The sequence below is a fragment of the Mycobacterium sp. NGS59 genome (assembly GCF_059812345.1).
Map to the genome: position 1 here is coordinate 1 of NZ_JCALCN010000025.1, position 26,077 is coordinate 26,077.

Genomic DNA, 26,077 nt, shown 5'->3' on the forward strand with positions numbered 1-26,077 from the left:
CATCCCACACTGTAAACTAATTAATGACGCACGACACTAGAACGAGGGCGGCACCCCGCCCGATGCCAGTACCTCCGCCGGTTACGACCGCGACGCGGCCATCAAGTGAAAACCGATTGCCCATCGAGCTCCCTAAGTCCGGTGAGTCGAACGTTTCGTGCGTCCGCCCGAATCGTACGACCGCATAGCATTGCGCGGCCTCCTGCACGAATCCGCTGTTGCCGGTCCACTATTCGTCCTGTACGTTCGTACAGCAGTCACTATACGCGATTGATGCTTCTATCGTCGAGGAGTCGATGTTGAGCGACTTGTACTACGACCCATGGGACTTCGACATTGACCTCGATCCCTATCCCACCTACCGCCGCCTACGCGACGAACAACCGGTCTACTACAACGAACGGCATGACTTCTGGGCTGTAAGTCGCTACGCGGACGTCGACGCCGCGCTGCGGGATACCGCACGGCTGAGCTCGGCCAAAGGCGACATCCTCGAAGTGGTCATGACCGACCCGGTGATGCCGCCAGGCATCTTTATCAACGAGGACCCGCCCCTGCACACCATCCATCGCGCGATCGTTTCGAGGGCATTCACGCCGAAGAAGATGCGCGCGATCGAGGACAAGATCCGTGCATTCTGTGTCGCCTGCCTCGATCCCCTCGTCGGCGGCGACCGGTTCGATTTCGTCGAGGACCTCGGCGCCGAGCTCCCCATGCGCACAATCGGAATGCTCGCAGGCATCCCCGACGCCGAACAGCCCGCGGTGCGTCAGCACGCCAACGACGTGTTGCGCAATGAACCGGGAAAGCCAATGGCAATCAAGAAAGACCGGTATTTCACCGGAGAAATGTTTGGTGAGTACGTCGAATGGCGGGAGAAAAATCCTTCGGACGATCTGATCACCGAACTACTCAACGTCGAGTTCGAAGACGAAACCGGCACCACGCGGAAGCTGACCAAGCAGGAGCTCACTGTGTTCCTTGCCGTCGTTGCCGGTGCCGGGGTCGAGACGACCGGCCGACTATTCGGTTGGATGGGCAAGGTTCTTGCCGAACATCCCGATCAACGGAAAGAACTCGTGCAGGACCACAAGCTGATTCCGGTAGCGATCGAGGAACTCCTGCGCTTCGAACCACCGGGGCCGCACGTGGCACGCTTCGTTGCTTCTGACGATGTGACCTTCCAGCAGCAGATGATTCCTGCCGGCAGCGCGCTACTGATGATGCTGGCGTCAGCCAACCGCGATGAGCGTCATTTCGACGATCCTGACAGGTTCGACATTCACCGAAAGCCGGGTGGACATCTGACTTTTGGGCGCGGGGCGCACTTCTGCGTAGGTTCTCCATTGGCTCGCCTAGAGGGCCGCGTGGCGCTTGAAGAGGTGCTCAAACGTTGGCCCGAATGGGATGTGGATATGGCCCAAGCGCGACGATCCCGCACGTCTACTGTGCGCGGATGGGACAGCATGCCAGCTGTCGTGGCCTGATTTGTCTGATGCGCCCTTGGACAGCAGCGCCTCGTAGGCGTCGCCCTTGAGATCTGTACCCGAAGCCGACCACGAGCCCACCATTCGGGTCCGGCCCGGGAGCGCTGGCCAAATCTCTTAGGGTAACGACTTTGGGACCGACGTAGTCTGCCGCGGGATCGTCCGCTGGAAGTACGCGCGCATCCTGAAGAGCGACAAGCCGGCCAGACGCATGTTGTATCCCTGTACCTTGCGCAACCACCCATTGGCCAACGAGTTGTGCTGCGACGGTGTCGTTTACGACGCGCTTGAGTTCGACGGTGTTATCGACGTCGTCGCGGAGACGGAACTCGTGTGACCGTAGATCGACCTTCTGAGTCGGCCAGCGGCGGTCATGTCGGTTCCTGTACGGACACGCATCGGTGTCCAAGTTTCGACATGCATCGCCGATGACGCAATCCGCACTTCCGGCCGTGAAGGCGCACCGAGGATTACGGTCGGTGCCGCTGCTTGAATGGCGTTGACCAACTTGCCGACGCTCTCCGCGATCAGGTCAGTCGCCCAATCGGGGCGACGATCCTTGCCCATAGCCCGCACAATTTCCCACAAACGGTCGTCCGCCACGGCTTGTTCAGGCAGGTCGACGTCAAGTTTGTCAGTAGGACCCTTGCCGAATCGGAGCACGGTGCTTCCAGGCTCAATCGCATGGAGTCGCAGCTGCGAAAACTCCTCCATGAACTGCTTCGTGCGGCCGGGGCCAGGCGTATTGACTACTTCACGGCTAATTCGAGTCGTCAATTCCTGCAAGGCAGTCGCGAGGGCGGCTAGGTCCTTGACCGGAATCTCGCCGCTCGGGGTTGGAGCGTCAACAAGACGGAGCTCAATCTCCTTCATCATCGCAGCTACCTCCCTAGTTTCATCACCGACGAGTCGTCACTCCGGTATGGCGCACGTCACCCGAATCAATTCGGCCCTCACCAGCAGCAACGTTTGCACCGATTATCACAGCGGCCTGCGACAACACTTGTCTGCGCAGCAGAAGGCACCTTCACTCGACGCCTCGGCTTTCCCACTCACCAAGGTCCCCGAGCCAAGCCGTGCGCAGCGCGTTCTATGCGCTCTCATAAGTTTTTGGCCTCGCGAATGTTCCCGGAAGTGTTCCCAACGGACATGAAAATGGCCCCCAGGCTGCTGCCTGAAGGCCATCTCCGTTGGTAGCGGGGACAGGATTCGAACCTGCGACCTCTGGGTTATGAGCTACGGGTCAGGGATTTTCGGGTGTTCGGGTGGTCTCATTTGTGCAGTTCAGCGGGGGTATGGCGTTCGGTCGGTTGCGTCGTGTCACACTGATTTGGGGTGGTTTCGCGGTGTTTGGTTCCCAAATTTGTTCCCAAATCTCGACGACGGGCTGTCGGCGCGCCAGAAAGCCAGCGAGCTCCTGGCGACCCGTTAGCAAAGCGCCTTACGCCAGCGAGAGGAAGAGTTTTTCTAGTTCGTCTTCGGTCAGGGGTGGCTGAGTCCCTGATTCGTTGTGGGTGATGCATTGCCGCATACCCGAGGCGACGATCTTGAAGCCGGCGCGGTCGAGCGCACGCGACACCGCGGCGAGTTGGGTGACGACGTCTTTACAGTCACGGCCTTGCTCGATCATGGAGATGACGCCGCCTAGTTGGCCGTGAGCGCGCCGCAATCTGCTGAGCACGTCGTTCATACGGTCGATGTCGTCGATCACGGGTCCTCCACGAGGGTTAGCTGGAAGGTCCATTCTACCCGGGGGGGTATGTTGTTGCGCGGCAGCGACTGGGGATGGGGCGAAGCGTGCGCGCTTTGGTGGCACGGTCTGAGTCACTCTCTGCCAACGCTTAGTGGGCTTGAGTCGCTGCTGGGTTGGCTTGGCGGCCAGTGGCAGCGTGCGAGTCGCGCTGGGTGCGCTGACGACTCGAGGCGTAGGGGCTAACGGGGCGTGGTCGCACTCTTTGGGGCCACCAGAACCAGCGTCCGAGTAGGGCTGCGATTGATGGCGTCATCAGGGAGCGCACGATGAGGGTGTCGAATAGCAACCCCAGGCCAATGGTGCTGCCGGCCTGGCCAATTGAGCGCAGGTCGCTGGCGACCATGGACATCATGGTGAACGCGAACACTAGGCCTGCCGCGGTGACGACTCCTCCGGTCTCCCCCATGGAGCGGATAATGCCGGTCTTGAGTCCTGCGCCGATTTCTTCTTGGAATCGTGACACGAGGAGCAGGTTGTAGTCCGAACCGACCGCGAGCAGGATGATCATGCCGAATACTGGTGCGATCCAGTTCAATTCCAGACCGAACAGGTGTTGCCAGACCAGGACCGACAGTCCGAATGCGGCGCCCAGCGACAACAGGACGGTGCCGACGATCACCAGTGAGGCCACGAGCGCGCGGGTGATAATTATCATCACGATGAAAATAAGTGTCATGGCGGCGATTCCGACGATCAGTAGGTCGTATTGGGATCCCGACTGGATGTCTCGGTAGATGGCGGCGGTGCCAGCGAGGTAGAACTTCGCGTCGGTGAGTGCGGTTCCCTTGACGGCTTGGTGTGCGGAGTCGAGTTCGGGGATGACGGAGTCGATTCCGGCCGGTGTCGCGGGGTCGGTGTCGTGGGTGATGATGAAGCGCGCCGCTTTGCCGTCCGGTGACAGGAAGAGCTGAAGGCCGCGCTGGAAGTCGGCGTTGGTGAAGGCTTCCGGCGGCAGGTAAAAGTAGTCGCCGCTTCGGGCGGAGTCGAACGCTTCGCCCATCGCACTGGCTGTGTCGGTCATCCGCGAGATCTGCTCGACGAGGCCGGAGAAGCTGCTGTGCATGGTGAGCAAACTGCCCCGCATCGATTGGGCGACGGTGATGATCGGCGGGAATTGCTGCAGCAGCTGCGGCAGGAGCGCATCGATATTCCCCACGTCCTTCAACAACGCGTTCATGTTGCTGCTGAATGTGTCGACGCCGTCGATCGCGTCGAACACCGATCGGGCTCCCCAGCAGACGGGGATGTTGAAGCAGTGCTGTTCGAAGTACAGATAGCTCCGGAAAGGTCGTGCTACGTCGTCGAAATCCGCCAGGTGATCCCGGATTTCATCGAGCGTGGCTTTCATCTGACCCATGTCGCCAAGCATGTGGTGGGTGGTGGTGGCCATCTCGCGCATCACGGCATAGATTTTCTGCATCGAGGTGACCATGGCGCCCAGATCATCTCCCATGGTGAGCATGTCGGCGGCCCGGTCGCGCATGAATTGCAGGTTCTCGCGGATAGGAATCGATTGAGCGCTGATCTGGAACGGTATCGACGTGTGTTGGACCGGACCACCCAGCGGTCGGGTGATGCTTTGCACCATGGCGATACCCGGTGCGCGGAACACCTCCTTGGCGATGCGGTCCAGGATGATCATGTCGCCGGTGGTGCGCATGTCGTGATCGCTTTCGACCATCAGGATGTCGGGATTCATTGTTGCGGCGCTGAAATGGCGCTCTGCGGCTGCATATCCGACGCTGGAGGGCAGCGTATCGGGGATATAGAAGCGGTCGTTGTAGCTGATTTTCATGCTTGGCATGATCAAAATGCCGACCACGGCGATGACCAGTGACGCGGCGAACACCGGAGCCGGCCAGCGCACCGTGGCAGTCCCGATCCGCCGCCAGCCGCGGACTTTGACCGCCCGCTTGGGGTCGAGCCAACCGAAACGGCCGGCGACCGCGACGACGGCCGGCGCCGCGGTGAGCGCTCCCGCGACGACAACGAGCAGTCCGAGGGCTGACGGGATGCCGAGTGCTTTGAAGTACGAGAGTCGCGCCAGGTGTAGGCAGAAGGTCGCTCCGGCGATCGTGAGCCCCGAGCCCAGGATGATATGCCAGGTCCCGCGGAACATCGCGTAGTAGGCGGCTTCTCGATCCTGCCCGGCCTGGCGGGCCTCCTGATAACGGCCGATCAGGAAGATGGCGTAGTCGGTTCCCGCCGCGATCGCCAGCGAAGACAGCATGGCCACAACGAACGTCGAAAACCCCAACAGATCGTAGTTGCCCAGGAGCGCGACGAGCCCTCTGGCCGTACCCATCTCAAAACCGACCATGAGCAGTATCAACAGCACTGTGCTGACTGAGCGATAGGCCAGGAACAGCATGATCATGATGACGACGCCGGTCACACCCATCATGGTCAGCATGCTCTTGTCGGCAGCTTCATTCATGTCCGTACTGAGCGCTGCTGGACCAGTGACATACACCTTGAGACCACTCGGAGGCCGGGACGCATCGATGAACTCTCGCACCGCCTTCACGGACTCGTTGCCCAACGTGCTGCCCTGGTTACCGGCGAGATTGACTTGAACGTACGCCGCTTTGCCGTCGCGACTCTGCACGCCCGCCGCCGTGAGCGGATCTCCCCACACGTTCTGCACGTGCTGCACGTGCTTGGAGTCGGCCCGCAACCTATTCGCCAGTCCGTCGTAGTACCGATGCGCCGCCTCACCGAGTTGTTGATCGCTTTCCAGGACGATCATGGCGATGCTGTCGGAATCCGACTCGTGGAACTGCGCGCCAATGCGTTTCGCGGCGATCATCGCGGGCGCGTCTTGGGGCGACATGGTCACCGCATGGTTTCGTGCCACCGACTCAATTGGCGGCACAAGCACATTCAAGGCGACGGTCAGCAGCAGCCACGCGATAAGTATCGGCACGGCGAACACCCGGACGAACCGCATGAATGCCGGATGGCCCTCGGTGTCGGTGCTCATGCGGCCTTGACCAAACAGGAAGTTTGCGCGTGGTGTCCAGTCGAAGATTGCTCGTCCTTGACGACACCGTCGACAGTGATGCGGCAACCAATTTCGTCGCTATCGCCTTGAGCCACCAAACTAGCGATCACCGCAGGCACTGTCGTCGTGACCGTAAATGACCACGGCAAACCCGTGAAGGACGCCTGTTTCGGCTGGGCGTCCCTATTCAGATAGCTGATGCTTCCCGCAGTTCCACCAGGTCCGTACACCTCGTATATCACCTGTTTGACATGCGATGCTTCGAGCGGTCCGGCGCTGCTGCCAGTAGCAGAAAAAATCTCATCCGAGCCAAAAACTCCGCGCAGCCGATCAACCGACACCCCGCCAATAGTCAACGCAATCAGGACAATCAGCGGCACCCACAGCTTCCTCAGAAATTTCAGCAAGAAGCGCAATTCCCTTCACTTGTCGCCAACGCGGTGCGCGGCAATCGGAGCGTTGACACCTCAGGCAGCACCGACCCACAGCACCGGCACGATCCGCACACGCCCCTGCCCGGCCAATCGCTTAAGGACGCGCGGGTCGACCTCGCTTCCAGATGTTTCCATGCAGGGTACAGGTACGGGTAGGGGTATATCACCTATGCTGGCACATTGAAACGCGCCAGGCAACAGCGACCGACCTAGATCTCTCGAGCACGCCCTCGGCAAGTCGGCTCCCCGCGCGCGAGTTGGTAGCCGGACCACGCCGGCAAGGTCGCCAGTCGCGATATTGCTCCCATCGCCGACGGTAGATACACTAGGGGGTATGGTATCCAGTAGCCATCTTGGTTAGCCGCCGAGGGGGCCGAAGGCAACTTTGTTGTGAGCAGATGACGACATACTGAAGACAAGATCGCCTGAATTCCAAGCATTTTCAGTGAGTCGCAGTCAACCGCGGCGTCTCGCGATAGTTGTTACGTAGTCGGAGGAGGGAGCAAACATTGACCGAGGCACAGGTACCCGATCGGAGCACGAACACGGTCACTCTATGGCTGGACCCGGTGTGTCCGTTTTCATGGAATACGGCTCGTTGGCTGACCGCCGCCGCCGAGAAGGCCGGATTTGACATTGATTGGCAATTCATGAATCTCGCCATCCTCAATTCGGGCCAAGAACTGCCCGCACCTCAGCGGGCTCGCATGAACGACTCACGACAAGTCGGGCGACTCATGGCCGCGCTACACGACGAGCTTGGTTCCGACGTGACGAGCAAGGCATACTTCGCATTTGCTCAGCGGTACTTTGATCAGTCAGCCGCAGTGGACGACGACCTCGTCAATCATGTTGTCCGGGTAGTCGGTGCCCAACACGTCGGCGTGGGCGCGTTGGGCGATTCTTCTCTCGATGCTGCAGTCGCAGAGTCGCATCAGCACAGCCAGGACGCGCTCGGGGACACCGGCGGCAGTCCTCTGGTCACGATCGATGGCCGCACCGTTTTTGGGCCGGTCTTCACCGCCGTGCCCGCCGCCGACGAGACGCTGGCAGTTTTCGACGCCGTTGCCACGTTGGTGCGCACAACAGAATTCAGCCAACTCAACCGTCCTCGTACTCACTAGCAGCGTCCGGGACGGACCATCGCCGTGAGTTGCCCCCTACGCTGCCGTTTTTGCGGCGAGACGACCTGAGCGGGGATGCGGCCGACACGTCGCAGCAGTCAAACGGGCGGTGGATCCAGTGCAGTGGTGTGACAGTCACCCCCGCGACGGCGCAGCGCAGCCATTAAGGACTCGCATCCGAATAGGCGAGCAGGAAAGACGGAAGGAAAACGGCCATGACAAAAGATCTACTCATTCTCGGCGCCGGTATCGGTGGTCTGAGCGTCATCAAAGAACTCGCTGAATCGGGTGTCAGCCTCGATGATCTCGCCGTCACGGTGGTCGATGAAGACTTCTCGCATTTCCTGGGATTCACCCTTCCGTGGGTGATGCGTGGGTGGCGTGATCGCGACAGCGTGCCGATCACACCCAGCGCCACGGCATTAGCCGGAGCCCATCGGGTCACTGGGACGGTTCGTGCCATCGACCCGGCGGCACGCACCGTGACACTCGCCGACAAGACCGAGCTTGGTTTTGACGCCCTTATTATCGCGACGGGCGCGCGCAACGCCATCGACAACATCCCCGGACTGCGCGACGCGGTCGACTCTGGTTCAGCGGTGCACTACTACAGCGCCGAGGCGGCCGCGCAAGCTCACTTAGCACTGCAGGCATTCACCGGCGGAAAGCTGGTCTTCCTGGTGACCTCGCAACCCTACCGGTGCCCCGTCGCGCCGTACGAAGGGTCGCTTCTCGCCTCAGATCTACTGCGCGACAACGGATCACGTGACGTTACACAGATTTCAGTCTACAGCCCCGAAAAGCACCCGATGCCGTCAGCGGGACCGTTCGCCGGGCCCGAACTGATTGACCTGCTCAATGAGCATGACATCGAGTTTTTCGGTGAACATACCGTCGCCCGCCTCGACGCCGAGGACCAGGAGATTCACTTCGAGAACGGCGTCACTATCTCGTTCGACTTACTGGTGTTCGTGCCCCCGCACGAACCCGCCGTGGCCTTGGACGGTTCAGAGTGGATCAGTGTCGACGCAGCGACCATGGAGACCAAGCATCCCGGCATCTTCGCGATCGGCGACACGACCGCCATCACCTCCCCGTCCGGCAGACCGCTGCCCAAAGCCGCGATCTTCGCCAAAAACGGCGCCAAAGCCGCGGCGGCAAACGCACTGCGGCACCTGGGCAAGACCGACACCCACACCCAACTTTCCGGCGAGGGGTACTGCTACATCGACACAGGCAACGGCGAATCGGCCCTCGGGAGCGGCGATTTCTTCACCATGCCCCACCCCGCCATACACCTCAGTCAGCCATCGCAGAAGCTGCACCACGACAAGCAAGACGAAGAACGCGACTGGCGCGTTGAGTGGGAGGGCGTTCCCTCACAGGCAGACTGAGTCACATGCACGAATAGAAAGGGAACTGACTACTTTGACGGATTAAGGGGCCGAGCATCATGGCTAGCCGGCACGTCAGGAGCGGAATTCCTTGAACCCGGCATTCGATCCGGAAGGCCCTGCCGTTTCGATGGACTTGACTCCGTTCCTGGCCCGACTGACTGCACCTGCTCTATCAGTCGCAATATCACCGATACCGATCGTCATCGCTTTAGTGCTACTCGTCCACAACGACCGGCCACGCGCATCGAGCATGGCCTACCTCATGGGCAGAGCGACGGCGCTCGCGGTGCCGACATTGGCGTTTCGAACCACGCCCGGTTTGCATGACGCCGCTCACCGGCCCCTCCCCCAGTGGGTCCATTGGTTAGTCGCAGCGATCGGTGCGGCGTTCGTCATCCTCGGAATACTTGCTTGGCGACGCCGCGGCAACGTGAACGGCAATCCCGACCGATACAGCAAAATCGGCGGCATAGGACCATTGTTGTCGGCGGCGATAGGGTTGTTTCCGGCGCTGATCAACCCGAAGGTGTTGGCGGCCAGCGTAGCTGCGGAAGCCTCCATCGCCACCCTGCGGTCGACTGTCGGCGCCACGGCAGCTCTCGCCTACTACGTCGTGCTGGCAACATCGACTGTGGCTGCGCCCATCATCACCTATCTCGTGGTCGGACCACGCATCGATTCCAAGCTCGAACACTTCAGGCAGTGGATTCAACAGCGGCAAGACACTGCTACAGCTGCAACTTTTGTCATCGTCGGCGGCGCCATCCTGATTTACGGGCTTGCCTGACGAATTCCTATTTCCGGAAGCGCGTACCCGCATTCATCAGGAGGCATTACGCCCAGTAGCTTTTGTGAGTAGGTCAGTGCCGGCGGGAACAGTTCGCAGCGATCGACCGTCACCTTGAACACCCCCACAATCGACGCGCTGATCGACGTTTTGTCGCAGAAGATCCGCTGGAGGAAAAGTGCTGCGGGCCAGCGCTCGCTGATGACGTCTAGGCTGCGCAACTTCATCAAGTCGCGTGATAATCACGCCTGCCCTTAATGCTCAGGATCGCTCGCTGCGGAGCCCACCTCCTCCTAGAGTTGGACCACATCGTCCCAGTGTCAAAGGGGGGTTTGTCTGCGCCCGACAATCTGCAGATTTTGTACTGGCTATGCAACCGGACGAAGTCGAATAAGGTTGCGTCCGCCTGACTGTCGCGCACCCGCATAACACCCCGACTCTTGGTCCGGCATCCGGGAGCGATGCGGTCGAACCACCCGGGTACGTCCCCGACGAGACGCCGTTCACTCTCATGAACCTCGTGCCGTCGACGCAGGGTTTCGCCTCCAGCCCAACACGGTTGACTTTTCACTGCAGGTGGCGAAGAAACAGGCTTGGGAACAACGGTTTTGGCTCTCCTTATCGGTGGCGGAAGGAACTTGACCGTGGACTCAACGTCAACCAGGCCCGGGCCTGTTGCAGGCCAGGAATCGCATGATGCCGCCCCGCATACGGCCAAGCGATCAGCCGGTGGACTGTTGCCTGTTCTTTTGAGCACTACGCTGGGCAGCGCGCCGTTGTTGGCGACTCAATTGGGGACCTGGGCCAGCGTCGCTGGGAGCACTGATCAGGGCGTCACTGTAGCCGTCTACATGGTGCGCTTCCAGCCGGGTGAGGTCGCTGCGCAGCTGGGCGATGACGGTGTTTTGCGAGATGAGTTCGGCACGCAGCGCGCTGAGTTCTCGTCGACGATCCGCCGCATGCTGGGCCTCGAATCGGAGATGCTTACGAAGACGCCGAACGTCGTACATTGCACCTTGGTAGTCAGGGTCTTTGGTCAGCGCGTGGTGCTGGCTTATTGAGGCTCCGAATGCCTCCATAGCCGTACGCAATTCGGCGCTCAATTCGCCGTCGGTGTAGCGCTGCAGAAGGGTGTTCAAGAGCTCTCGACATTGGTGGTCGGAGCTCAAGAACAGTCGTTCTAGCGTGTGCATGGAAGGTAGCTCCACGCGCGCATGGGGGTCGGGGCGATGGGCGCGAGGCACCTCCACCACTCGCACGGCCGCGCCGGCGTTGCGGGCCGCGGCGCGCTCTGCGGAGGCCAGTCGTCGGCATCGCGGCGAGCACCAAATCGGACGCCGACCCGGCCCCCTCTGCGGCATATCGAAGGCCTCCCCGCACCGCGGACATTTCCGCACGGAGTCGATTCGGGCTTCCAACAGCAGAGTTTTGCCGCTCACGCAACACCCGCTTCCCGATGTCAGACAAATGACGGTCCCAGAATTCGTCCGGACGTTATGTTATTAACTCGTTACCCTGAGTGCAAGAGGTGTGATGTGTTTGGAGGCGTCAAATTTGGCGGAGGCGGAGGCAGGATGTACCGCGCCAGGCGGTTGGCAAATCTCCGGGTGACAACCGAGGTGGGCGAAACAGTGAAAACCAGGAGACGATGGCGCTGCCGCGACGGTGTCGTCCAAGCGGTTACTAGTGCGCTGATCCGCCGCAGGCGCCGGCTGAAACCACCTACACCAAAGCGCTTGAGGCGGCGGTCGCTAATTCCGACCGGCATCGCCGATCATCGCGGAGGTTGCCGGTCGGCTCCACCGCCCTTCGGCCCTAACCTTCGCCGGGTGCGAGCCGGTCCCAAAGCGGGCTCCGATTTCAGATGTCGCCGGTGCTCGGTGCGGCTCGAAGGCCGGCTGCGATCGAGACGAGCTCATCGCGTGTCAGGGTGTCGGAGACGAGGAATACGAATGTTCCGTGTCGTTCGAGGTGGGCTTGGGCGTGCGGCGAGTCGACTGGGGCGACCCGAATCGACGTCCCATTGCTGTCTGCCTGCTGCCAGTTTTGGTCGTCGAGCAGGCTCCCGTAGTAGCGGGACGCGTTAGCCGCGGCCAGTTGTGTAACCGAGATGCTGTGGTGGCCGTCATCGGAGCGGTAGCTCAGCGCGACCAGCGCCGGAGTGGGTGGGCGCTGCGAGGCTTCCATGAACACGCAGTGCACCCGCCAGGTGTCAGGTATCCGGTCTGGCATCAACACGGTGAAGGGCGCGCGTTGCTGGGCTTCGGTGAGGGTGGTGTGCTGCAGCTGCTGGCGAGCTTGGGTTGGCCGGATCTCTTCGCCGTCGGGCGGCCGGAATTGGAAGGTCTCAGCGGGGATCGGCGCGTCGAAACCGATGGCGAGTGCGCTGATCTGGTGGAAGGGCTGCTCGTCGCGGATCGCGGTGACGGACAGCAGAACTCCGCGTTCTTGGTCGACCTCGAATCGGTAGTGCTGGGCGCCGGTGCCCAAGCCGTGCAGCTGGCCGAAGGGGTTGTGGTGGCGTGGGTCGGATGGGCGAGGTGTGGCGGCCGCGGTGAGGGTGGCTCGGCCGGCAACCCGGGAGGTCCCCGTCACGCTAAAACGCAATGAACTCAGCAGTGGTGTCGGATTGAGCATCACCTCGAGTTCCTGACCGATGCCGCTGCCCGCTCGTGGATCGTCCTGGTTGCTCATCGCGCCCATGCGCGCATCCCAAAACCACCACAGCGGGCCATCAGCGACGCCGTAATAGCCGTCCCGAAGTCCTCCGTGACGCTCCTCGCGCAAGCGCTGCCCATCGCGCCAAAAATCCACCGTCTCTTCGGACTCCACGGGTGCGGGGTCGCCGCTGGCGCCCGTATAGATGCTGCTGATGCTGCTGACCGAAGCGCCGCTGCGCTTCTGCTCCTCAATGTCTGCGCGGAAGGCCATGTGAACGCGCTCGTTATGGCGCCAAAAGCGGTAGGTCGCATGAACGGTGCGAAACGAGTCGGCAGCGTCGTGCAGCAACACCAAAAATGCGCCGAGCGCGACCTCGTCGCCCGTCGTATGTTGCGGCACCTCGGACACTCGTCGAGAGTAAACCGCGCCCGCGGCCTCTATGCCAGAAACAGGCAGCATCGCGGCGATGTGCCGAACAGTCTGACCGCCACGGTCCGGATCAGGAGGCGAGCCGGGCGTCAGCACGGTAGCTCCTACTGAGGCAAATAGAACTACATCGGCAGCTCCGTGACATCCGACGCATCCACGCACGCCGGCGCGGCCATGCACGCGATGCGCCCTTCGAGGCAGCGCGTTTCGCGATTTGTGGTGCCGTGGAGGGAATTGGCGGTAATCCGGCTGTGCCGCAGCAAAACTCACCAGAAAAATATCTGCTTGCCCGTCGCGCTAGGCACCTAGGCGGACTTACCGTTTAGAAATGAAACGACGCGACAGGGATTGCCGCTCGGTGCAGTCCGCCGAAACGGCTGCCGGTGGGCACCGCCTTATCGATGCGTCCACATGAGCTGGGAGGCCCTCGCCTGGGCAAAAGACTCGGACATCGCCCAACCGGTAGCGAAGTTCATCCTCGTGCTACTGGCAAATAAGGCGGATGAGAACTTCTCGTGCTATCCGTCAATCCGTACGCTGATGACTGAATCCGGCGCCGGAAGGAGCACGGTCTTACGCGCGCTGAGCTTGCTGGAGACCCGGGGCTTCATGACCCGACGCCCGCAATTCCACGATTCCGGCGCTCGCCGCTCCACCCGTTACTACCTGAATCACCCTCGGGCACCTCATCTTCCACCCGGTCCCGATCCGACACCCCCTAGTCCCAATACGGGACCCCCCGGTCCCGTATTGGCACGGGAGCCGTCCCGCAGTGGGACTGGGGCGGTGTCACAGCGGCACCCTACGGGGGTCCCAGATCGGGACCCCTTGAAACCATCAATAGAATCCCCATCCGAACCGGGTGGTTCTGCAGCACAAATCCTGCACGCCGTCAGCGATTCGTGGCGGCTCGGTGAGCGCGACGTGCACAGTCTCCTGCCGGCCATCGAGTCCGCTCTGGCACGCGGTTGGCCAGCCGCTGACCTCGCCGCCCACCTGATCCGGAATCCTGACGGTGCACGTCATCCAATCCGTGTGATAGCCCGACGTCTAACGCAAGCGTGGATGCCGCCAAGCTCATCCGCGCCAACAGTGCCCTGGTGCGGTGAATGCGAGGATGCGTACTCACGCACGATCACGGTCGCTGGGGCCGATGGATCGGAGGCCGCACGTTTTTGTCCACGGTGCAGCCCACAGGCCCACGAAGACCGCACAGCTGTGCAAAATTCCGTCAACTCTGAGGAAAGGTGGTGAATTATCTTGGAAAACAACGTGTTCAATGATCTCCCTCTGCTGCTTGCCGTTCCACACGCCGCACAGCTACTGGGAATCAGCCGGGCGGCAGCCTACCGACTGGTGGCCTCTGACGAGCTGCCCGTTCGCCGGCTCGGCGGCCGGATCTATGTCGTAACGGCTGGGTTGCGTGAGCTGGTGGCATCGTGAAAGGGACCGTCCATCAGCGTGGTTCGGTGTGGTACTACAAATTCCGCCTGCCGGAGAGGGACCCGGCAACCGGCCGATACCCCTGGATCAGCAAGGGCGGGTTCGACACCGAGCGTGAGGCCTGGAAAGCCTGCCGCGAAGCAATGCGTGACGCTGACCGCGGCCGAGTCGTCAAACCCTCGACCCGTACGGTTGCGCAGTTCCTCAACGAATGGCTCGCCGCCGTCGAACCTGCACTCGATGCCACGACATGGCGCAGTTGGAGCGACTACGCGCGCACATACGTCATTCCCCATATTGGCGCCGAGCGCCTGCAGCGACTCGACGAGCCTCAACTCCTGAAGCTCTACGCCAAACTGCTCAGCGAGGGCCGAGTCAAGCGCGACAACGACTCCGTGATGTATGCCTATTGGTCCGAACGCAACACTGCCGGCGCCCCACCCACACCACGACAGCTGTCGCAGGCCTGCGGGACAACGATCCATGCCGCCCGCACCGCCGTACGACGCTATCGGATAGGCATTGTGCCTAAACCGGTTTCGCCGGGCTTGGCGCCAAAGACCGTCCGCAACGTCCACGCCTTCCTTCATCGGGCGCTCGTCGACGCAGTTGCGTGGAAGTACCTCACTGACAACCCGGCAAGCAATGTGAAACCACCGCGGCGGCCGCGCACCCGCCGGACAGTTTGGAGCGCCGAGGAAATCCGCACATTCCTCAAATCGATCCGCGACGACCGGTTCGCGGCACTCTTCCTGCTGGAACTCACTACCGGTATTCGGCGCGGCCAGGTGTGTGGCCTGAAGTGGTCCGACGTCGACCTCGATGCCGGTGCGATAACCGTCCACGACAATCGCGTGGTCGTCGGCGGGCGGGCACTCGACAAGGCCGGCGGTAAGACCCGCAACGCTGACCAGACGATTTCGATCGACCGCACTACCGTGGCGGCGCTGCGCCGTTGGCGCGAACTCCAGGACAGCGAGCGCGAATTTTTCGGCGACGCATACCATCCCGGCGATTACCTGTTCACCTACCAGGACGGCCGGCCACCGCATCCCGATACCATTCGTCAACGCTTCGATCGTTTAGCGGCGGCAGCGGGCCTGTCTCGCATCACTTTTCACGATCTGCGCCACTCGTACGCCACCGGTGCGCTGCGGGCCGGTGTCAGCCCAAAGGTGATCAGCGAGCGGATTGGCCACGCGAATGTTGGTTTCTTCCTAGAGACGTATGCCCACGTGCTGGGTAACGACGACCGCGAGGCAGCAGAACAAGCCGCTGAGTTTTTGCTCGGCGACGCCTGGGATGACGGAGCGGGCTCCGCATGAGACGTCTTCGGCTCAGAGTGTTGCATATAACCCTGAAGTTATATTAATGTCGGAGTCCTGGGAAGTGATCTTGCTATAGGAGGTCGAGAACTGGTATTTCACGCTTGACGAGGACGCGATCGTCGCCGTTACCGGGGCTATCGACCTGCTCGAGCTGGAAGGACCAACCTTGGGCCGTCCGACGGTGGACAAGGTGAGGGGATCGAAGTTTCACAGCATGAAGGAGCTGCGGCCAGCCGGCACCAGCATCCGGATTCTGTTCATCTTTGATCCTGAGCGGCAGGCAATCCTGTTGCTCGGCGGCGACAAGTCGGGCAATTGGAAGAGCTGGTACGACAAGAACATTCCGAAAGCTGAGCGGCGATACGAGAACTGGCTGGCGACCGAGGGAGATGAATGAACATGGCACGTAACTGGCGTGAGATCCGAGCCGAAGCCATCGCGCAGGGGCGAATAGACCCGACTCGGGCCAATGCCGCGCGTACGGAGATGTATGACGCGGTCCTGGCGCAGCGCCTCGCCGATATTCGAAAGGCGCATGGACACGCTCGCCAGACGGACGTCGCTGCCATCATGGGCGTTTCCCAAGCCCGGGTATCGAAGCTGGAAGGAGGCGATCTATCGCATACTGAGCTCGGAACTCTGCAGTCCTATGTGGCCGCGCTGGGAGGGCGACTACGCGTGGTAGCCGACTTCGAGGGAGTCGTGGTGGAGCTGACCACAGCACCAATCTAAGAGCTGTTTAGCAACTGAAGTTGCCTCAAGTTCCCGCATGCATGATTTGGTCCAGGACATTCTTCATCCCAACTGGTTGGCGGCTTTCTTCGGCCAGCTTGTCCAGGATTAGGTTGACGAAAGGCTCGTAGCTGATACCACTAACATGTGCACCAACAAAGCGCTTAAGGATTTTTCGACCCGGGAAGTCGCTGAGCCACGTGTCATTGTCTAGCGAATCTTGGAACCTGGCCTCATGTCTCTTTCCCATCTCAGACAGCTTGTCTTCGGTAAACTGAGAAGACGCATCCTTCACACGGCCGATACTTGCTTTTATTGAAGGGTAGACCGCCTCGACATAATTTTGCGTTGACGGGTTGCCGCGGACATTAATCATAGCAATTATTGCATCATTGACCTCCTTTTGAAGCAGCTCAAGCACAAGTCCATCAGTTAGCTGTGTTGCACAAATCTTAAGTGCTGCCACTACCTCGTCATCCGAACCGAATACAGTACCTTGGCCTGCAGACTTCACAACCGCGCGAAGAGCGCTCGGGTCGAGTAGATAATTTTCGATGTGGTACCGGTCCCAGCTGTATAGCCTGGACGCCAAAGCCTCCGGTTTGACATGTTCGTGGTCTCGATCGGTTACAGCATAAAATCGCTCCAAAACACCCATCTGGTGCGTCGAACTTTCCAATATTGCGTACAGGTTTCGAACACCCGATTTATTTCCAGCGCTCACAAGATTTATCCTGCGTGAAAACTCGGGAAACAACCGACGAACCATGGTCACATCAAAGCCAGTAGTCCCCTCACCTTCGAAAATAACTACCTTTGAGTGAGGTTGATAAGTAGCAAGGTCGCCAACTAGATCGACGGTAGCCCGCTCTAGCTCGTCATCGAGAAAGATGCTGGACGCTTGATTCGCCCCAGAATCGCCAGAGGACGCGGGCGTCATATGAAATACGTGATAGTTTGCATTACCGACCGCCTGCCTCAGGAGCGCGTCGGAGTGCGTGACCATCCAAATCTGGTTTCCTTGAGCAACGCCCAGATGTCGGTAATAAAAGTCTGCGAATCCTTGAAGCAGGCTGGGATTTAAATGCAGTTCCGGCTCGTCTAGGAGGATAATTGATCCCTTTGGTATGGAGTTACGCAGTCGCAGGTAGCCGTACAGGATCTCCTTCTCGCCGGAACTAAGATCATCAATGTCATGCGTTCGGCCGCTCGCAAGCTCTACTGGAAATTCTAGGTTTCCGTTAGGCAGAGGACGCCCTCCCAAGTACTTCTTCTCCGGAAAAAACGTACTGAATAGATCTATCAAGGTAGCTTCAAGATTGTCGCGGGCCGTCGACTCGCCGCCTGCCTCATTAGTTATTAAACCGCGTACGTATGCTGAGGCAAGCTCCGTCTTAATATTCTGATATTTTGCTTGCCAGTTGTAGAGTCCATGGTGACGCCGCTGCTCTTGAAATTGACGGGCATCCAAGTTAATGCCGCCAACATCTTGCCGCGTATAGGCGCGCGATGCACTATGGTATTCAATAATGCCTAGATGGTCGGGTTCGTATGCTTGAAAGGCGATTTGCGCGGGTAAGCATCGTTTTAACTGGAGAGCACCATTGATATCTACCGACACGCTCAATTCGTGCGTCGACTGGCCTAACGCTCCGGAAAATTCTGCGACAAGCGTCGCGAGTTCCTGATCCACTCGAGGTTTCATGTGCGCGAATTGAGTTGCGACTGACATTTGATTGAATGAAAAGTAGTCAAAGGCTTGACCGGTGACAATTTGCCAAGCAATCGGTAACGCCAGTGTGTTGACATTTGCGGCGAGGTAAGCCACTTCATCGGGGCTGAATTCTAGCTCTGCAGAAACGAGCATTCGAGACTCGGGATTTCTAAAAATTCGCGCAAGGGCACTTTGGTCTTGTACGTTGATGGCGAATTCGCCAAACCATTGTAGATGCTCGTTGGCCTGATACCCACCGTACAGTGACTTTAGCAGACGAATAGCATCAAAAACACAAGATTTCCCGCATCCGTTCTGGCCGGCGACTACAACGAAACTTCCCAAGTCGTCAACCGTGAAGTTTTCGACGGCTCGAAGGTTTCTTATCTCTAACCTTTTGAACCTCATGCGTCGCTCCGTCCATTGACCTTGAATGACCGTAACTGGCTTTTCGCAAATGCGGGTGTAGTTGTTGTCTTGAGCCGCCGGCCTCCAGGAGTTATCTGGCGAGTAGTTGGCAAGGTCACCGTAGCCCTACGTCGAGATCGATCACGATGACAAGATCGAACGCAGGCGCACGGCAGTCGGACTGAGAGCATGCGGTGCCAGAACCTGTTATTCCCCGAGCGGCTTTGGCGCCGGTTTATCGTGGCTTCGTCGAGCGCATGGTTGAGGGCGTTGCGCAGCCAGAGGGCTTCATCCGTTGACAGCGGCATCTCCGTGTCCCAGGACGGGCACATGATGCCCCAACCTGTCGGTGCCCCTCCCGGCAATTCATATTTGACGATGACACCGCCCCCGTAGTTGCGCCACGCGATCTTGCGTTCGGGCACGCCGCCTGGGGTGGTGGCAGCGATGCCGACTGCAACCCGGTGACCGAAGGCGGGCTCAACCCTCACGTGCATTCCGAGCTCCGTTATCCTGCCGTCGCGTGGATGCCACGGACGCTTCGGGTGGGTACGGCCAAGCAGGGGGTCGAGTGCGTCGATCGTCTGCTTCCATAGGTTCAGCCAGTTCCGGTCGGGGCCGACAACGAAGGACAGCTCGAGCCTCACCGGCCCAGGCGGCAGCTCTCCCGATTTTGCGACAGCGGCGCGGATTTGCTCCTTGTAACCAACCGTCGACGCTGACGCCGTGGGACGTGCAATCAGCACCCCCGTGCGAGGCGCAGCCACCTTCTCGGCAGCTTCAATTCCTTCGAATGACTGTTCAGCGTGCTGCTTGGTGCACCACACCGACACCAGACCGGTATTCGCTAGACGGTAGGCGAGCGGAAACGCATAGTTGTCGAGATCAGCCGCATCAAGCAGATCCCGCGATCGAGGCAGGCCGACGTCGAGTCGGAGCGCCCATGCGCCCTCTATTCGCGAACTCGCCAAGAGCGCTTCGGTGTCGTCCAGGTATGCCTGCAATCGGACTTGGTCGGGATCGCCAGCCTTATTCCACGACGCTAGTCGAGGCGCAACCCTGAGCTGATATGCGGCACCTTCCGGTCGGGCGTACCAATCCATCGGCCCAACATAGCGACGCACACCGACAAACCGTCGGCATCACCTTCCGACAGCGGGCGTCTATGCCCGCAGACCGGCGGAGAGCCGCGACTGGGAGCAGTGCCTCGCTACTCGGTGCTCCAGGATCTCGCCGCCGCCCAGGCAGTGGTGTCGCATCCCGCCGACCCCACCTACACCCTCATCTGTGATGAGGCCCCTAACTTCGTACCATGGAGAACCCGCCACGCAGGCCAGTTAGCGATGCTCAGGCCGTGTGCTCAACGACTTCGCAGGCTGGTGTGGTCCAGACAATCGACGGACAACTCTTCGTCCAGCCAGTCTGCGCTCAGTAAGCGACCAATCGAAAACCGGGCGACACCTCCGCAACCAGCGCGAGGTCTCCGATGTGCACGGCGCCGCCGAGCAGTGGCCGCCGAGCCGTGACAGCGGATCTGCTTCGGCCGGGGCGACACCTTAGGTGATTTTCACTGCGCCGAATCGGCTTCCGGAAATTGTTAGCGTCGCGAATGTTCCCAAAAGTGTTCCCAAAGCCATAGAAAATGGCCCCCAGGCTGCTGCCTGAGGGCCATTTCCGCTGGTAGCGGGGACAGGATTCGAACCTGCGACCTCTGGGTTATGAGCCCAGCGAGCTACCGAGCTGCTCCACCCCGCGTCGGTAGACGCAAGGTTACCCAACGCGTGCGAACCTCTCCAAATCGCGCGGTCAGTAGTGTGCCGGCGCCGAGGGGAGCAGCGAAAATCCGTTGCGGCAGCCCATTCGCTTTCGATAGCCTCGCCTTTCAGTCGCCCCCCTCGGCGCCCCCCACAACCACACGCGCCAAGGAGTTCATCATGTCTCAGCGTCTCGCGCCGAAGCTGCTCAGCTTCGCCACCGAGATCGCCGGCAACACCGTCGAGCAGGCCAAGACCACCGCGTCCATGCCGTTCGTGCACCCGCACATCGCGCTGATGCCCGACGCGCACCTGGGCAAGGGTTCGGCCGTCGGGACCGTTATCCCCACCAAGGGGGCGGTGATCCCTGCAGCGGTGGGCGTGGATATCGGCTGCGGCATGGTGGCAGCCAAGACGCGGTTCACCGAGAACGACCTGTCCGTCCGTTTCGGCGGAGACTACGTGCCGGAGCTGTCGGCGCTGCGGCGCCGCGTCGAAGACGCGATTCCGCTGTCGCCGGGCAATTACAACAAGTCCCTGCAACGGTTTCCGTTCACCAAGCGCAAGCACGACGAGCTGCTCAAGCTACAGACCGACCTGGATGTCGACCTGTCGCACAGCCCGAAGTGGATGCAGCAGTTGGGATCTCTCGGTGGCGGCAACCACTTCATCGAACTCTGCCTGGACACTGACGACAACGTCTGGCTGTTCCTGCACAGTGGCTCGCGCGGGGTCGGAAACAAGATCGCGCAACGCCACATCAAGATTGCACTGGAGCAGAGCGCAAATGATCCGCTGGTCAAGCTACCGAACCGTGATCTGGCCTTCCTGACCGAGGGCAGCGCCGAATTCGACCGCTACATCAAGGATTTGGAGTGGGCGCAGCGCTTTGCACTGCTCAACCGTGCCGAGATGATGGACCGTTTCATCCACGTCTTCGCCGACTGGCTGGGAGTACAAGCGCAACGTGTCGAGGTGGAACGGATCAACACCCACCACAACTACACGGTCCGCACCCAAATCGACGGGGAGACGGTGTGGCTCACCCGAAAGGGTGCGATCGACGCCACCGAGGGCAAGCTGGGAATCATCCCCGGCTCGATGGGTACCCGCTCCTACATCGTGCGGGGCAAGGGCAACCTGGACGGCCTGTGGTCGGCCCCGCACGGGGCTGGCCGCCGCTACAGCCGGACCAAGGCCAAGGAACTGTTCACCGAGCAGGACCTGGCCGCGGCGATGGCAGGCATCGAATACCGGCACGGCAAGGAGTGGATCGACGAGATCCCGCAGGCCTATAAGGACATCGACCAGGTCATGGTCGATGCCGCACCGCTCGTTGACGTGGTGACCTCGCTGCGGCAGATCTTGAACGTCAAGGGGCAGTAGGCCTGGCGCGAGGGTCCGCAAAATGACGCCGTTTGCGGCGTGTCAGCGTACATTTGCGGACCCTCGCGGCCGAGGCGGAAGCCGGGGGCGGAAAGCGCCCAGCGACCGCTACCTGGTGTTGTTGAACTTGGTGATCGCCTCGTCGAGTCGCTGCAGCGCCGACCCGTACCCCGCGAAGTCGCCCTTCTTCTGCGCCTCCCGGGCCGCGCCGATCGCAGCCTGAATCTCTTGCAGCGCAGCGGATTTCGCCGGAGACAACGCCGCGTCGGGAGGCGGCACCGCGGCCGTGGGTGGCGGCACGCCAGGACCGGCCGCCGGGGGCGGACTCGCGGGCGGATTAGCCGGCATGCCCGCATCGGTGGGCTGGATGCCGGTCGCGGCAGCACCCGCACCCGGTCCGAACAGCGCGGTCAGCGCATCGCCCACGGTGGGGCCGTAGCCGACCTTGTCGTTGTACATCATCGCGACCCGGATGAGCCTCGGATACGACGAGGCCGCGTCGCTGGCTCCCGGCGACGCGTAGACGGGCTCGACATAGAGCAGCCCGCCCTGCCCGACCGGAAGCGTGAGCAGGTTGCCCCAGCGGATGCGGTTCTGGTTGTCCCGTCCGATCACACCCAGGTCCTGGGACACCGCCGGATCGGTGGTGATCGCATTGTTGGCGAGCTTGGGGCCGTTGACCTGACCCGGAATGGTCAGCACCGTGAGCTTGCCGTAGGTGGCGGGGTCCGAACTGGCACTGATGTAGGCGGCCAGATAGTCGCGTTTGAACCTGTTCATCGCGCTGATCAACTGGTAAGACGCCGAGTTGTCGTTCTTGGCAATGTTTTTCGCGACGATGTAATACGGCGGCTGGTAGCTGCTGGCCGTCGGATTCGGGTCCAGTGGCACGTCCCAGAAGTCCGAGGTGGAGAAGAACGTCACCGGATCGTTGACGTGGTATTTGGCCAACAGCATGCGCTGCACCTTGAACAGGTCTTCGGGATACCGCAGATGCTCGGCAAGTTCAGGTGTGATGTCACTCTTGGGCTTCACCGTGCCGGGGAACACCCGCATCCAGGCCTTCAGCACCGGGTCGTTCTCGTCCTGCTGGTACAGCGAGACGGTGCCGTCGTAGGCATCGACGACGGCTTTGACCGAGTTGCGGATGTAGGAGACGCGCTTGTCGGGCGCCAGCCGGTTGAACGCCACCTCCGTGGAGTCCGCCGTCGCCGACGACAGCGAGGTGAGTTCGGAGTACGGGTAGTTGTCCAGCGTGGTGTAGCCGTCGATGATCCACACCAGGCGCTTGTTGACGATGGCCGGGTACACCGCGCTGTCGGTGGTCAGCCACGGCGCCACCGCCTCGACCCGCTGCGCCGGATCCCGGTTGAACAGGATCCTGCTGTTGGAGCCGATCACGTTGGAGAACAAGAAGTTTCGCTCGGCGAACTTAGCGGCGAACACGCTGCGCGCCAGCCAGTTGCCGATCGGGACCCCACCGCCACCGGTGTAGGTGTAGTTCTTGGTCTCGGTGCTGGTCTCGTAGTCGTATTCACGGTCGGCCCCGGTCTTGCCGACGATCGCGTAATCAGCGGTCGCGCCGGCGATGACGGGCCCGAAGTAGATTCGGGGCTGGTCCAGCTGGGCCGGACCGTCGGACACGACGGTGCCGTTGGCGCCGACGACGTTGACCAGGAACTGCGGGTAGCCCCCGTTCTGGTTGGGTTCGTTGGCGATACCGCGCACGGTGTTGGCCGGCGACGCGATGAAACCGTTGCCGTGCGTGTAGACCGTGTGCCGGTTGATCCAGTCTCGCTGGTTGTCGATCAGCCGGTCCGGGTTGAGTTCGCGTGCGGCGACGACGTAGTCGCGCAGGTTCCCGGCGCGGTCCTGGTAGCGGTCGATGGACAACTGGTCGGGGAAGTAATAGAAGTTCTTGCCCTGCTGGAACTGGGTGAACGCCGGGCTCACAATCGTCGGGTCGAGCAGCCGGATATTGGAAGTGGTCGCCCGATCGGCTGCGACCTGCTGTGCGGTGGCCTGCCCGTCGCCGCTGTAATTGCGGTAGGTCACCACGTCCGGCGTCAACCCGTAGGCTTGCCGCGTCGCGGTGATACTCCGGCTGATGTATTCGCTTTCCTTCTGCGCGGCATTGGGTTTGACGCTGATCTGTTCGACGATCAGCGGCCAGCCGGCACCCACGATCAGCGACGACAACAGCAACAACACCAAACCGATGGCAGGAATCCGCAAGTCGCGCAACGTGATCGCGGAGAACACCGCCGCAGCGCAGATCAGTGCGATCGCCATCAGGATCAGCTTGGCCGGCAGGACGGCGTTGATGTCGGTGTAACCCGCCCCGGTGAACGGCTTGCCGCCGCGGGTGTGCGACAGCAGCTCGTAGCGATCCAGCCAGTAGGCAACGGCTTTGAGCACAACCAGGACGCCGACCAGAGTGATCAGCTGAATCCGCGCCGACCGGCTCAGCGCGCCGGCGCGCCCGGTCAGCCGGATGCCGCCAAATAAATAGTGCGCCACCAGGTTTGCCAGAAACGCCAGGAAGACGGCGACGAACAGGTAGCTGAGCACCAGCCGGTAGAAGGGCAACTCGAATGCGTAGTAGCCGAGGTCCTTGCCGAATTGCGGGTCGGTGATGCCGAAGTCGCCGCCATGCAGGAAAAGCTGGACCCGCACCCAGTAGCTCTGCGCGACGACGCCGGCCAGCACGCCGATCCCCACCGGGACCCCGATGCCCACCAGTCGCAGTCGCCCCAGCACCGCGGCGCGATAGCGCGCGACCGGGTCGTTTTCGCTGCTGGGGACAAACACCGGGCGGCTGCGATAGGCCACCAGGAGGGCGGCGAACACGATGCCGCCGACCAGCAGCCCCGCCACCAGGAACACCACGATGCGGGTGACCAGCACGGTGGTGAACACCGAGCGATAGCCGAGCTCACCGAACCACAACCAGTCGACGTAGGCGTCGATCAACCGCGGGCCGGCCAGCAGCAACACGATCACACCCAGTGCGATCAGGATCAGAATCCGGCTACGCCGAGTCAGCTTCGGCATCCTTGCGGTGGGCCGCATTCCCACTAGCTACGCTCCCTGTTCTGTTTCCCCGATGGCCCCAACTGTACGCATCACCCCGGCCCCACAACCCGGCTAGCAGCTCGGGGTGGGCGCCCCGGCCGTCATCGCATGCAGCGCGTCCACCGCCGAACTGAGCGTCTCGACCTTCATCAGCTGCAACCCGGACGGAATGTCGGAGACCGCCTCATAGCAGTTCTTCGCCGGCACCAAGAACACCGTGGCACCCGCAGCGCGGGCGGCCGCCATCTTGTGGGTGATCCCCCCGATCGGCCCGACCTTGCCGTCGACGCTGATGGTCCCGGTGCCCGCGACGAACCTCGAACCCGCCAAGTCGCCGGTGGTGAGCTTGTCGACGACGGCCAAACTGAACATCAACCCGGCGGAGGGACCACCGATGTTGGCCAGGTTGAACTCCACGCTGAACGGCGCCCACGGCGCATCCATCACTTCCACGCCCATGAACCCGTAGTCCCGGTCCTTGTTCGTGCCCAGGGTCACCTGCACGACGCCGGCGGGTTCGTTCTTGCGGCGGTAGTCGATGGTCACGACCTGACCCGGCTTGGTGTTCTTCAGCAACGTGGTGAACTGATCGACCGTGGCCACCGGATTGCGGTCGACAGCGTCGATCGCGTCACCGGGTTTGAGTTTGCCCGCTGACGGGCTGTCGTCGGGCACCCTGGCCACGGTCACCGCCTCGGGGTATTTCAGGTAACCCAACGCTGCGTATTCGGCGCTGTCTTCGGACTTTTTGAAGTCGGCGTTGTTGGCGCTGTCCACCTCTTCACGCGACTTGCCGGGCGGGTAGACGAGGTCGCGCGGAACCAACTGCTCCTGGCCGGAGATCCACAGGGTGATGGCTTCACCGAGGGTCAGGTCGTCCCGCTGGGACACCGTCGTCATGTTCAGGTGGCCCGTCGTCGGGTGCGTCTGGGTGCCCTCGATCTGCACCACCTGCTTGCCGTCGACCTCCCCGAGCGTGTCGAAGGTGGGCCCCGGACCCAGTGACACAAACGGCACCGTCACCACCGCCAGCAGGACGCCGAACACCACGATCGGGACGAGCGCGACCATCAAGGTCAAAATCCGCCTGTTCACGCAGAACACACTAATCGGCACCCCAGGCGACCCATTCAGCTGCGAGCGTGACGCCACACCGCGCTT

At 61.3% G+C, this 26,077-nt stretch carries 18 protein-coding genes, 1 tRNA gene and 4 pseudogenes; 12 read left to right on the plus strand and 11 right to left on the minus strand.

Annotated elements, in window-relative coordinates; translation table 11 throughout:
• Positions 1–37: 37 nt before the first annotated feature.
• Positions 38–124: pseudogene (locus AC5Y46_RS21535) on the minus strand (oxidoreductase); the annotation flags it as partial.
• 175 nt (positions 125–299) lie between these two features.
• Here AC5Y46_RS21535 and AC5Y46_RS21540 point away from each other — a divergent pair.
• Positions 300–1,487 (plus strand): cytochrome P450, encoded by a 1,188-nt coding sequence (locus tag AC5Y46_RS21540; RefSeq protein WP_499992965.1) that lies wholly within the window; start codon positions 300–302, stop codon positions 1,485–1,487.
• Between the two features lie 660 nt (positions 1,488–2,147).
• Here the strand turns inward: AC5Y46_RS21540 and AC5Y46_RS21545 are convergent.
• From AC5Y46_RS21545 to AC5Y46_RS21560, 4 genes and pseudogenes are all read right to left on the minus strand, one after another.
• Positions 2,148–2,363: pseudogene (locus tag AC5Y46_RS21545) on the minus strand (hypothetical protein); the annotation flags it as partial.
• Between the two features lie 565 nt (positions 2,364–2,928).
• On the minus strand, positions 2,929–3,198 hold the full coding sequence (locus tag AC5Y46_RS21550; RefSeq protein ID WP_499946153.1) for a metal-sensitive transcriptional regulator: 270 nt from the start codon (positions 3,196–3,198) through the stop codon (positions 2,929–2,931).
• Positions 3,199–3,328: 130 nt separating this feature from the next.
• Positions 3,329–6,223, minus strand: coding sequence for an MMPL/RND family transporter (locus tag AC5Y46_RS21555; RefSeq protein ID WP_499946154.1), 2,895 nt, complete (start codon positions 6,221–6,223; stop codon positions 3,329–3,331).
• Positions 6,220–6,651, minus strand: coding sequence for an MmpS family transport accessory protein (locus AC5Y46_RS21560; RefSeq protein ID WP_499946155.1), 432 nt, complete (start codon positions 6,649–6,651; stop codon positions 6,220–6,222). Before AC5Y46_RS21560 ends, AC5Y46_RS21555 begins: the two co-directional genes overlap by 4 nt.
• Positions 6,652–7,187: 536 nt before the next feature.
• On the opposite strand from AC5Y46_RS21560, the gene AC5Y46_RS21565 reads away from it, so the two are divergent.
• The 5 genes and pseudogenes from AC5Y46_RS21565 to AC5Y46_RS21585 all read left to right on the plus strand — a co-directional run bounded on the left by AC5Y46_RS21565 (position 7,188) and on the right by AC5Y46_RS21585 (position 11,047).
• Positions 7,188–7,802, plus strand: a complete 615-nt coding sequence (locus AC5Y46_RS21565) for a mycothiol-dependent nitroreductase Rv2466c family protein (RefSeq protein WP_499946156.1) — start codon at positions 7,188–7,190, stop codon at positions 7,800–7,802.
• A gap of 215 nt (positions 7,803–8,017) precedes the next feature.
• Positions 8,018–9,196: an NAD(P)/FAD-dependent oxidoreductase gene (locus tag AC5Y46_RS21570; protein ID WP_499946157.1), complete on the plus strand. Its 1,179-nt coding sequence runs from the start codon at positions 8,018–8,020 to the stop codon at positions 9,194–9,196.
• Between the two features lie 91 nt (positions 9,197–9,287).
• Positions 9,288–9,986 (plus strand): GAP family protein, encoded by a 699-nt coding sequence (locus AC5Y46_RS21575; RefSeq protein ID WP_499946158.1) that lies wholly within the window; start codon positions 9,288–9,290, stop codon positions 9,984–9,986.
• Positions 9,987–10,058: 72 nt separating this feature from the next.
• Positions 10,059–10,396, plus strand: a pseudogene (locus AC5Y46_RS21580) (HNH endonuclease); the annotation flags it as partial.
• Positions 10,397–10,630: 234 nt separating this feature from the next.
• Positions 10,631–11,047 carry a hypothetical protein gene (locus AC5Y46_RS21585; RefSeq protein ID WP_499946159.1) on the plus strand — a complete coding sequence of 139 codons (417 nt, stop codon included), beginning with the start codon at positions 10,631–10,633 and terminating at the stop codon, positions 11,045–11,047.
• 799 nt (positions 11,048–11,846) lie between these two features.
• Here the strand turns inward: AC5Y46_RS21585 and AC5Y46_RS21590 are convergent.
• Positions 11,847–13,172 (minus strand): hypothetical protein, encoded by a 1,326-nt coding sequence (locus AC5Y46_RS21590; protein ID WP_499946160.1) that lies wholly within the window; start codon positions 13,170–13,172, stop codon positions 11,847–11,849.
• 315 nt (positions 13,173–13,487) lie between these two features.
• On the opposite strand from AC5Y46_RS21590, the gene AC5Y46_RS21595 reads away from it, so the two are divergent.
• The 5 genes and pseudogenes from AC5Y46_RS21595 (at position 13,488) to AC5Y46_RS21615 (ending at position 16,579) form a co-directional block, all read left to right on the plus strand.
• The gene (locus tag AC5Y46_RS21595) at positions 13,488–14,330 is read left to right on the plus strand and encodes a helix-turn-helix domain-containing protein (protein ID WP_499946161.1); all 843 of its coding nucleotides are present in this window, start codon (positions 13,488–13,490) and stop codon (positions 14,328–14,330) included.
• Between the two features lie 6 nt (positions 14,331–14,336).
• The gene (locus AC5Y46_RS21600; protein WP_205876824.1) at positions 14,337–14,519 is read left to right on the plus strand and encodes a helix-turn-helix domain-containing protein; all 183 of its coding nucleotides are present in this window, start codon (positions 14,337–14,339) and stop codon (positions 14,517–14,519) included.
• A gap of 26 nt (positions 14,520–14,545) precedes the next feature.
• Positions 14,546–15,844, plus strand: coding sequence for a site-specific integrase (locus AC5Y46_RS21605; RefSeq protein ID WP_499946162.1), 1,299 nt, complete (start codon positions 14,546–14,548; stop codon positions 15,842–15,844).
• A gap of 79 nt (positions 15,845–15,923) precedes the next feature.
• Positions 15,924–16,244 (plus strand): annotated as a pseudogene (locus AC5Y46_RS21610) (type II toxin-antitoxin system RelE/ParE family toxin); the annotation flags it as partial.
• Positions 16,241–16,579: an XRE family transcriptional regulator gene (locus tag AC5Y46_RS21615; RefSeq protein ID WP_499946163.1), complete on the plus strand. Its 339-nt coding sequence runs from the start codon at positions 16,241–16,243 to the stop codon at positions 16,577–16,579. The pseudogene AC5Y46_RS21610 and the gene AC5Y46_RS21615, both read left to right, overlap by 4 nt.
• Positions 16,580–16,604: 25 nt before the next feature.
• On the opposite strand, the gene AC5Y46_RS21620 is transcribed toward AC5Y46_RS21615, so the two are convergent.
• The 3 genes from AC5Y46_RS21620 to AC5Y46_RS21630 form a co-directional block, all read right to left on the minus strand.
• A complete protein-coding gene (locus AC5Y46_RS21620) occupies positions 16,605–18,701 on the minus strand; it encodes an AAA family ATPase (RefSeq protein WP_499946164.1) in 2,097 nt (698 codons plus the stop codon).
• Positions 18,698–19,804 carry a hypothetical protein gene (locus AC5Y46_RS21625; protein ID WP_499946165.1) on the minus strand — a complete coding sequence of 369 codons (1,107 nt, stop codon included), beginning with the start codon at positions 19,802–19,804 and terminating at the stop codon, positions 18,698–18,700. The genes AC5Y46_RS21620 and AC5Y46_RS21625 overlap by 4 nt, the downstream gene beginning before the upstream one ends.
• A 575-nt stretch (positions 19,805–20,379) precedes the next feature.
• Positions 20,380–20,456, minus strand: a tRNA-Met gene (locus AC5Y46_RS21630).
• Between the two features lie 179 nt (positions 20,457–20,635).
• Between AC5Y46_RS21630 and AC5Y46_RS21635 the strand changes: the two genes are divergently transcribed.
• Entirely contained in the window at positions 20,636–21,841 is a 1,206-nt protein-coding gene (locus AC5Y46_RS21635; protein WP_499992970.1) for an RtcB family protein, read from the plus strand.
• A 108-nt stretch (positions 21,842–21,949) separates the two neighbouring features.
• Here the strand turns inward: AC5Y46_RS21635 and AC5Y46_RS21640 are convergent, their stop codons facing one another.
• Both AC5Y46_RS21640 and AC5Y46_RS21645 read right to left on the minus strand, forming a co-directional pair.
• Positions 21,950–24,919: a UPF0182 family protein gene (locus AC5Y46_RS21640; protein ID WP_499992973.1), complete on the minus strand. Its 2,970-nt coding sequence runs from the start codon at positions 24,917–24,919 to the stop codon at positions 21,950–21,952.
• A gap of 69 nt (positions 24,920–24,988) precedes the next feature.
• Entirely contained in the window at positions 24,989–26,011 is a 1,023-nt protein-coding gene (locus tag AC5Y46_RS21645) for a YlbL family protein (RefSeq protein WP_499992974.1), read from the minus strand.
• Positions 26,012–26,077: the final 66 nt, after the last annotated feature.

What these genes read in the sequence shown, in the direction of transcription:
- AC5Y46_RS21555 (WP_499946154.1), bottom strand. Translation starts at nt 6,223, where the DNA reads ATGAGCACCGACACCGAGGGCCATCCGGCATTCATGCGGTTCGTCCGG.
- AC5Y46_RS21570 (WP_499946157.1), top strand. Translation starts at nt 8,018, where the DNA reads ATGACAAAAGATCTACTCATTCTCGGCGCCGGTATCGGTGGTCTGAGC.
- AC5Y46_RS21595 (WP_499946161.1), top strand. Translation starts at nt 13,488, where the DNA reads ATGAGCTGGGAGGCCCTCGCCTGGGCAAAAGACTCGGACATCGCCCAA.
- AC5Y46_RS21615 (WP_499946163.1), top strand. Translation starts at nt 16,241, where the DNA reads ATGAACATGGCACGTAACTGGCGTGAGATCCGAGCCGAAGCCATCGCG.
- AC5Y46_RS21620 (WP_499946164.1), bottom strand. Translation starts at nt 18,701, where the DNA reads ATGAGGTTCAAAAGGTTAGAGATAAGAAACCTTCGAGCCGTCGAAAAC.
- AC5Y46_RS21625 (WP_499946165.1), bottom strand. Translation starts at nt 19,804, where the DNA reads ATGGATTGGTACGCCCGACCGGAAGGTGCCGCATATCAGCTCAGGGTT.
- AC5Y46_RS21635 (WP_499992970.1), top strand. Translation starts at nt 20,636, where the DNA reads ATGTCTCAGCGTCTCGCGCCGAAGCTGCTCAGCTTCGCCACCGAGATC.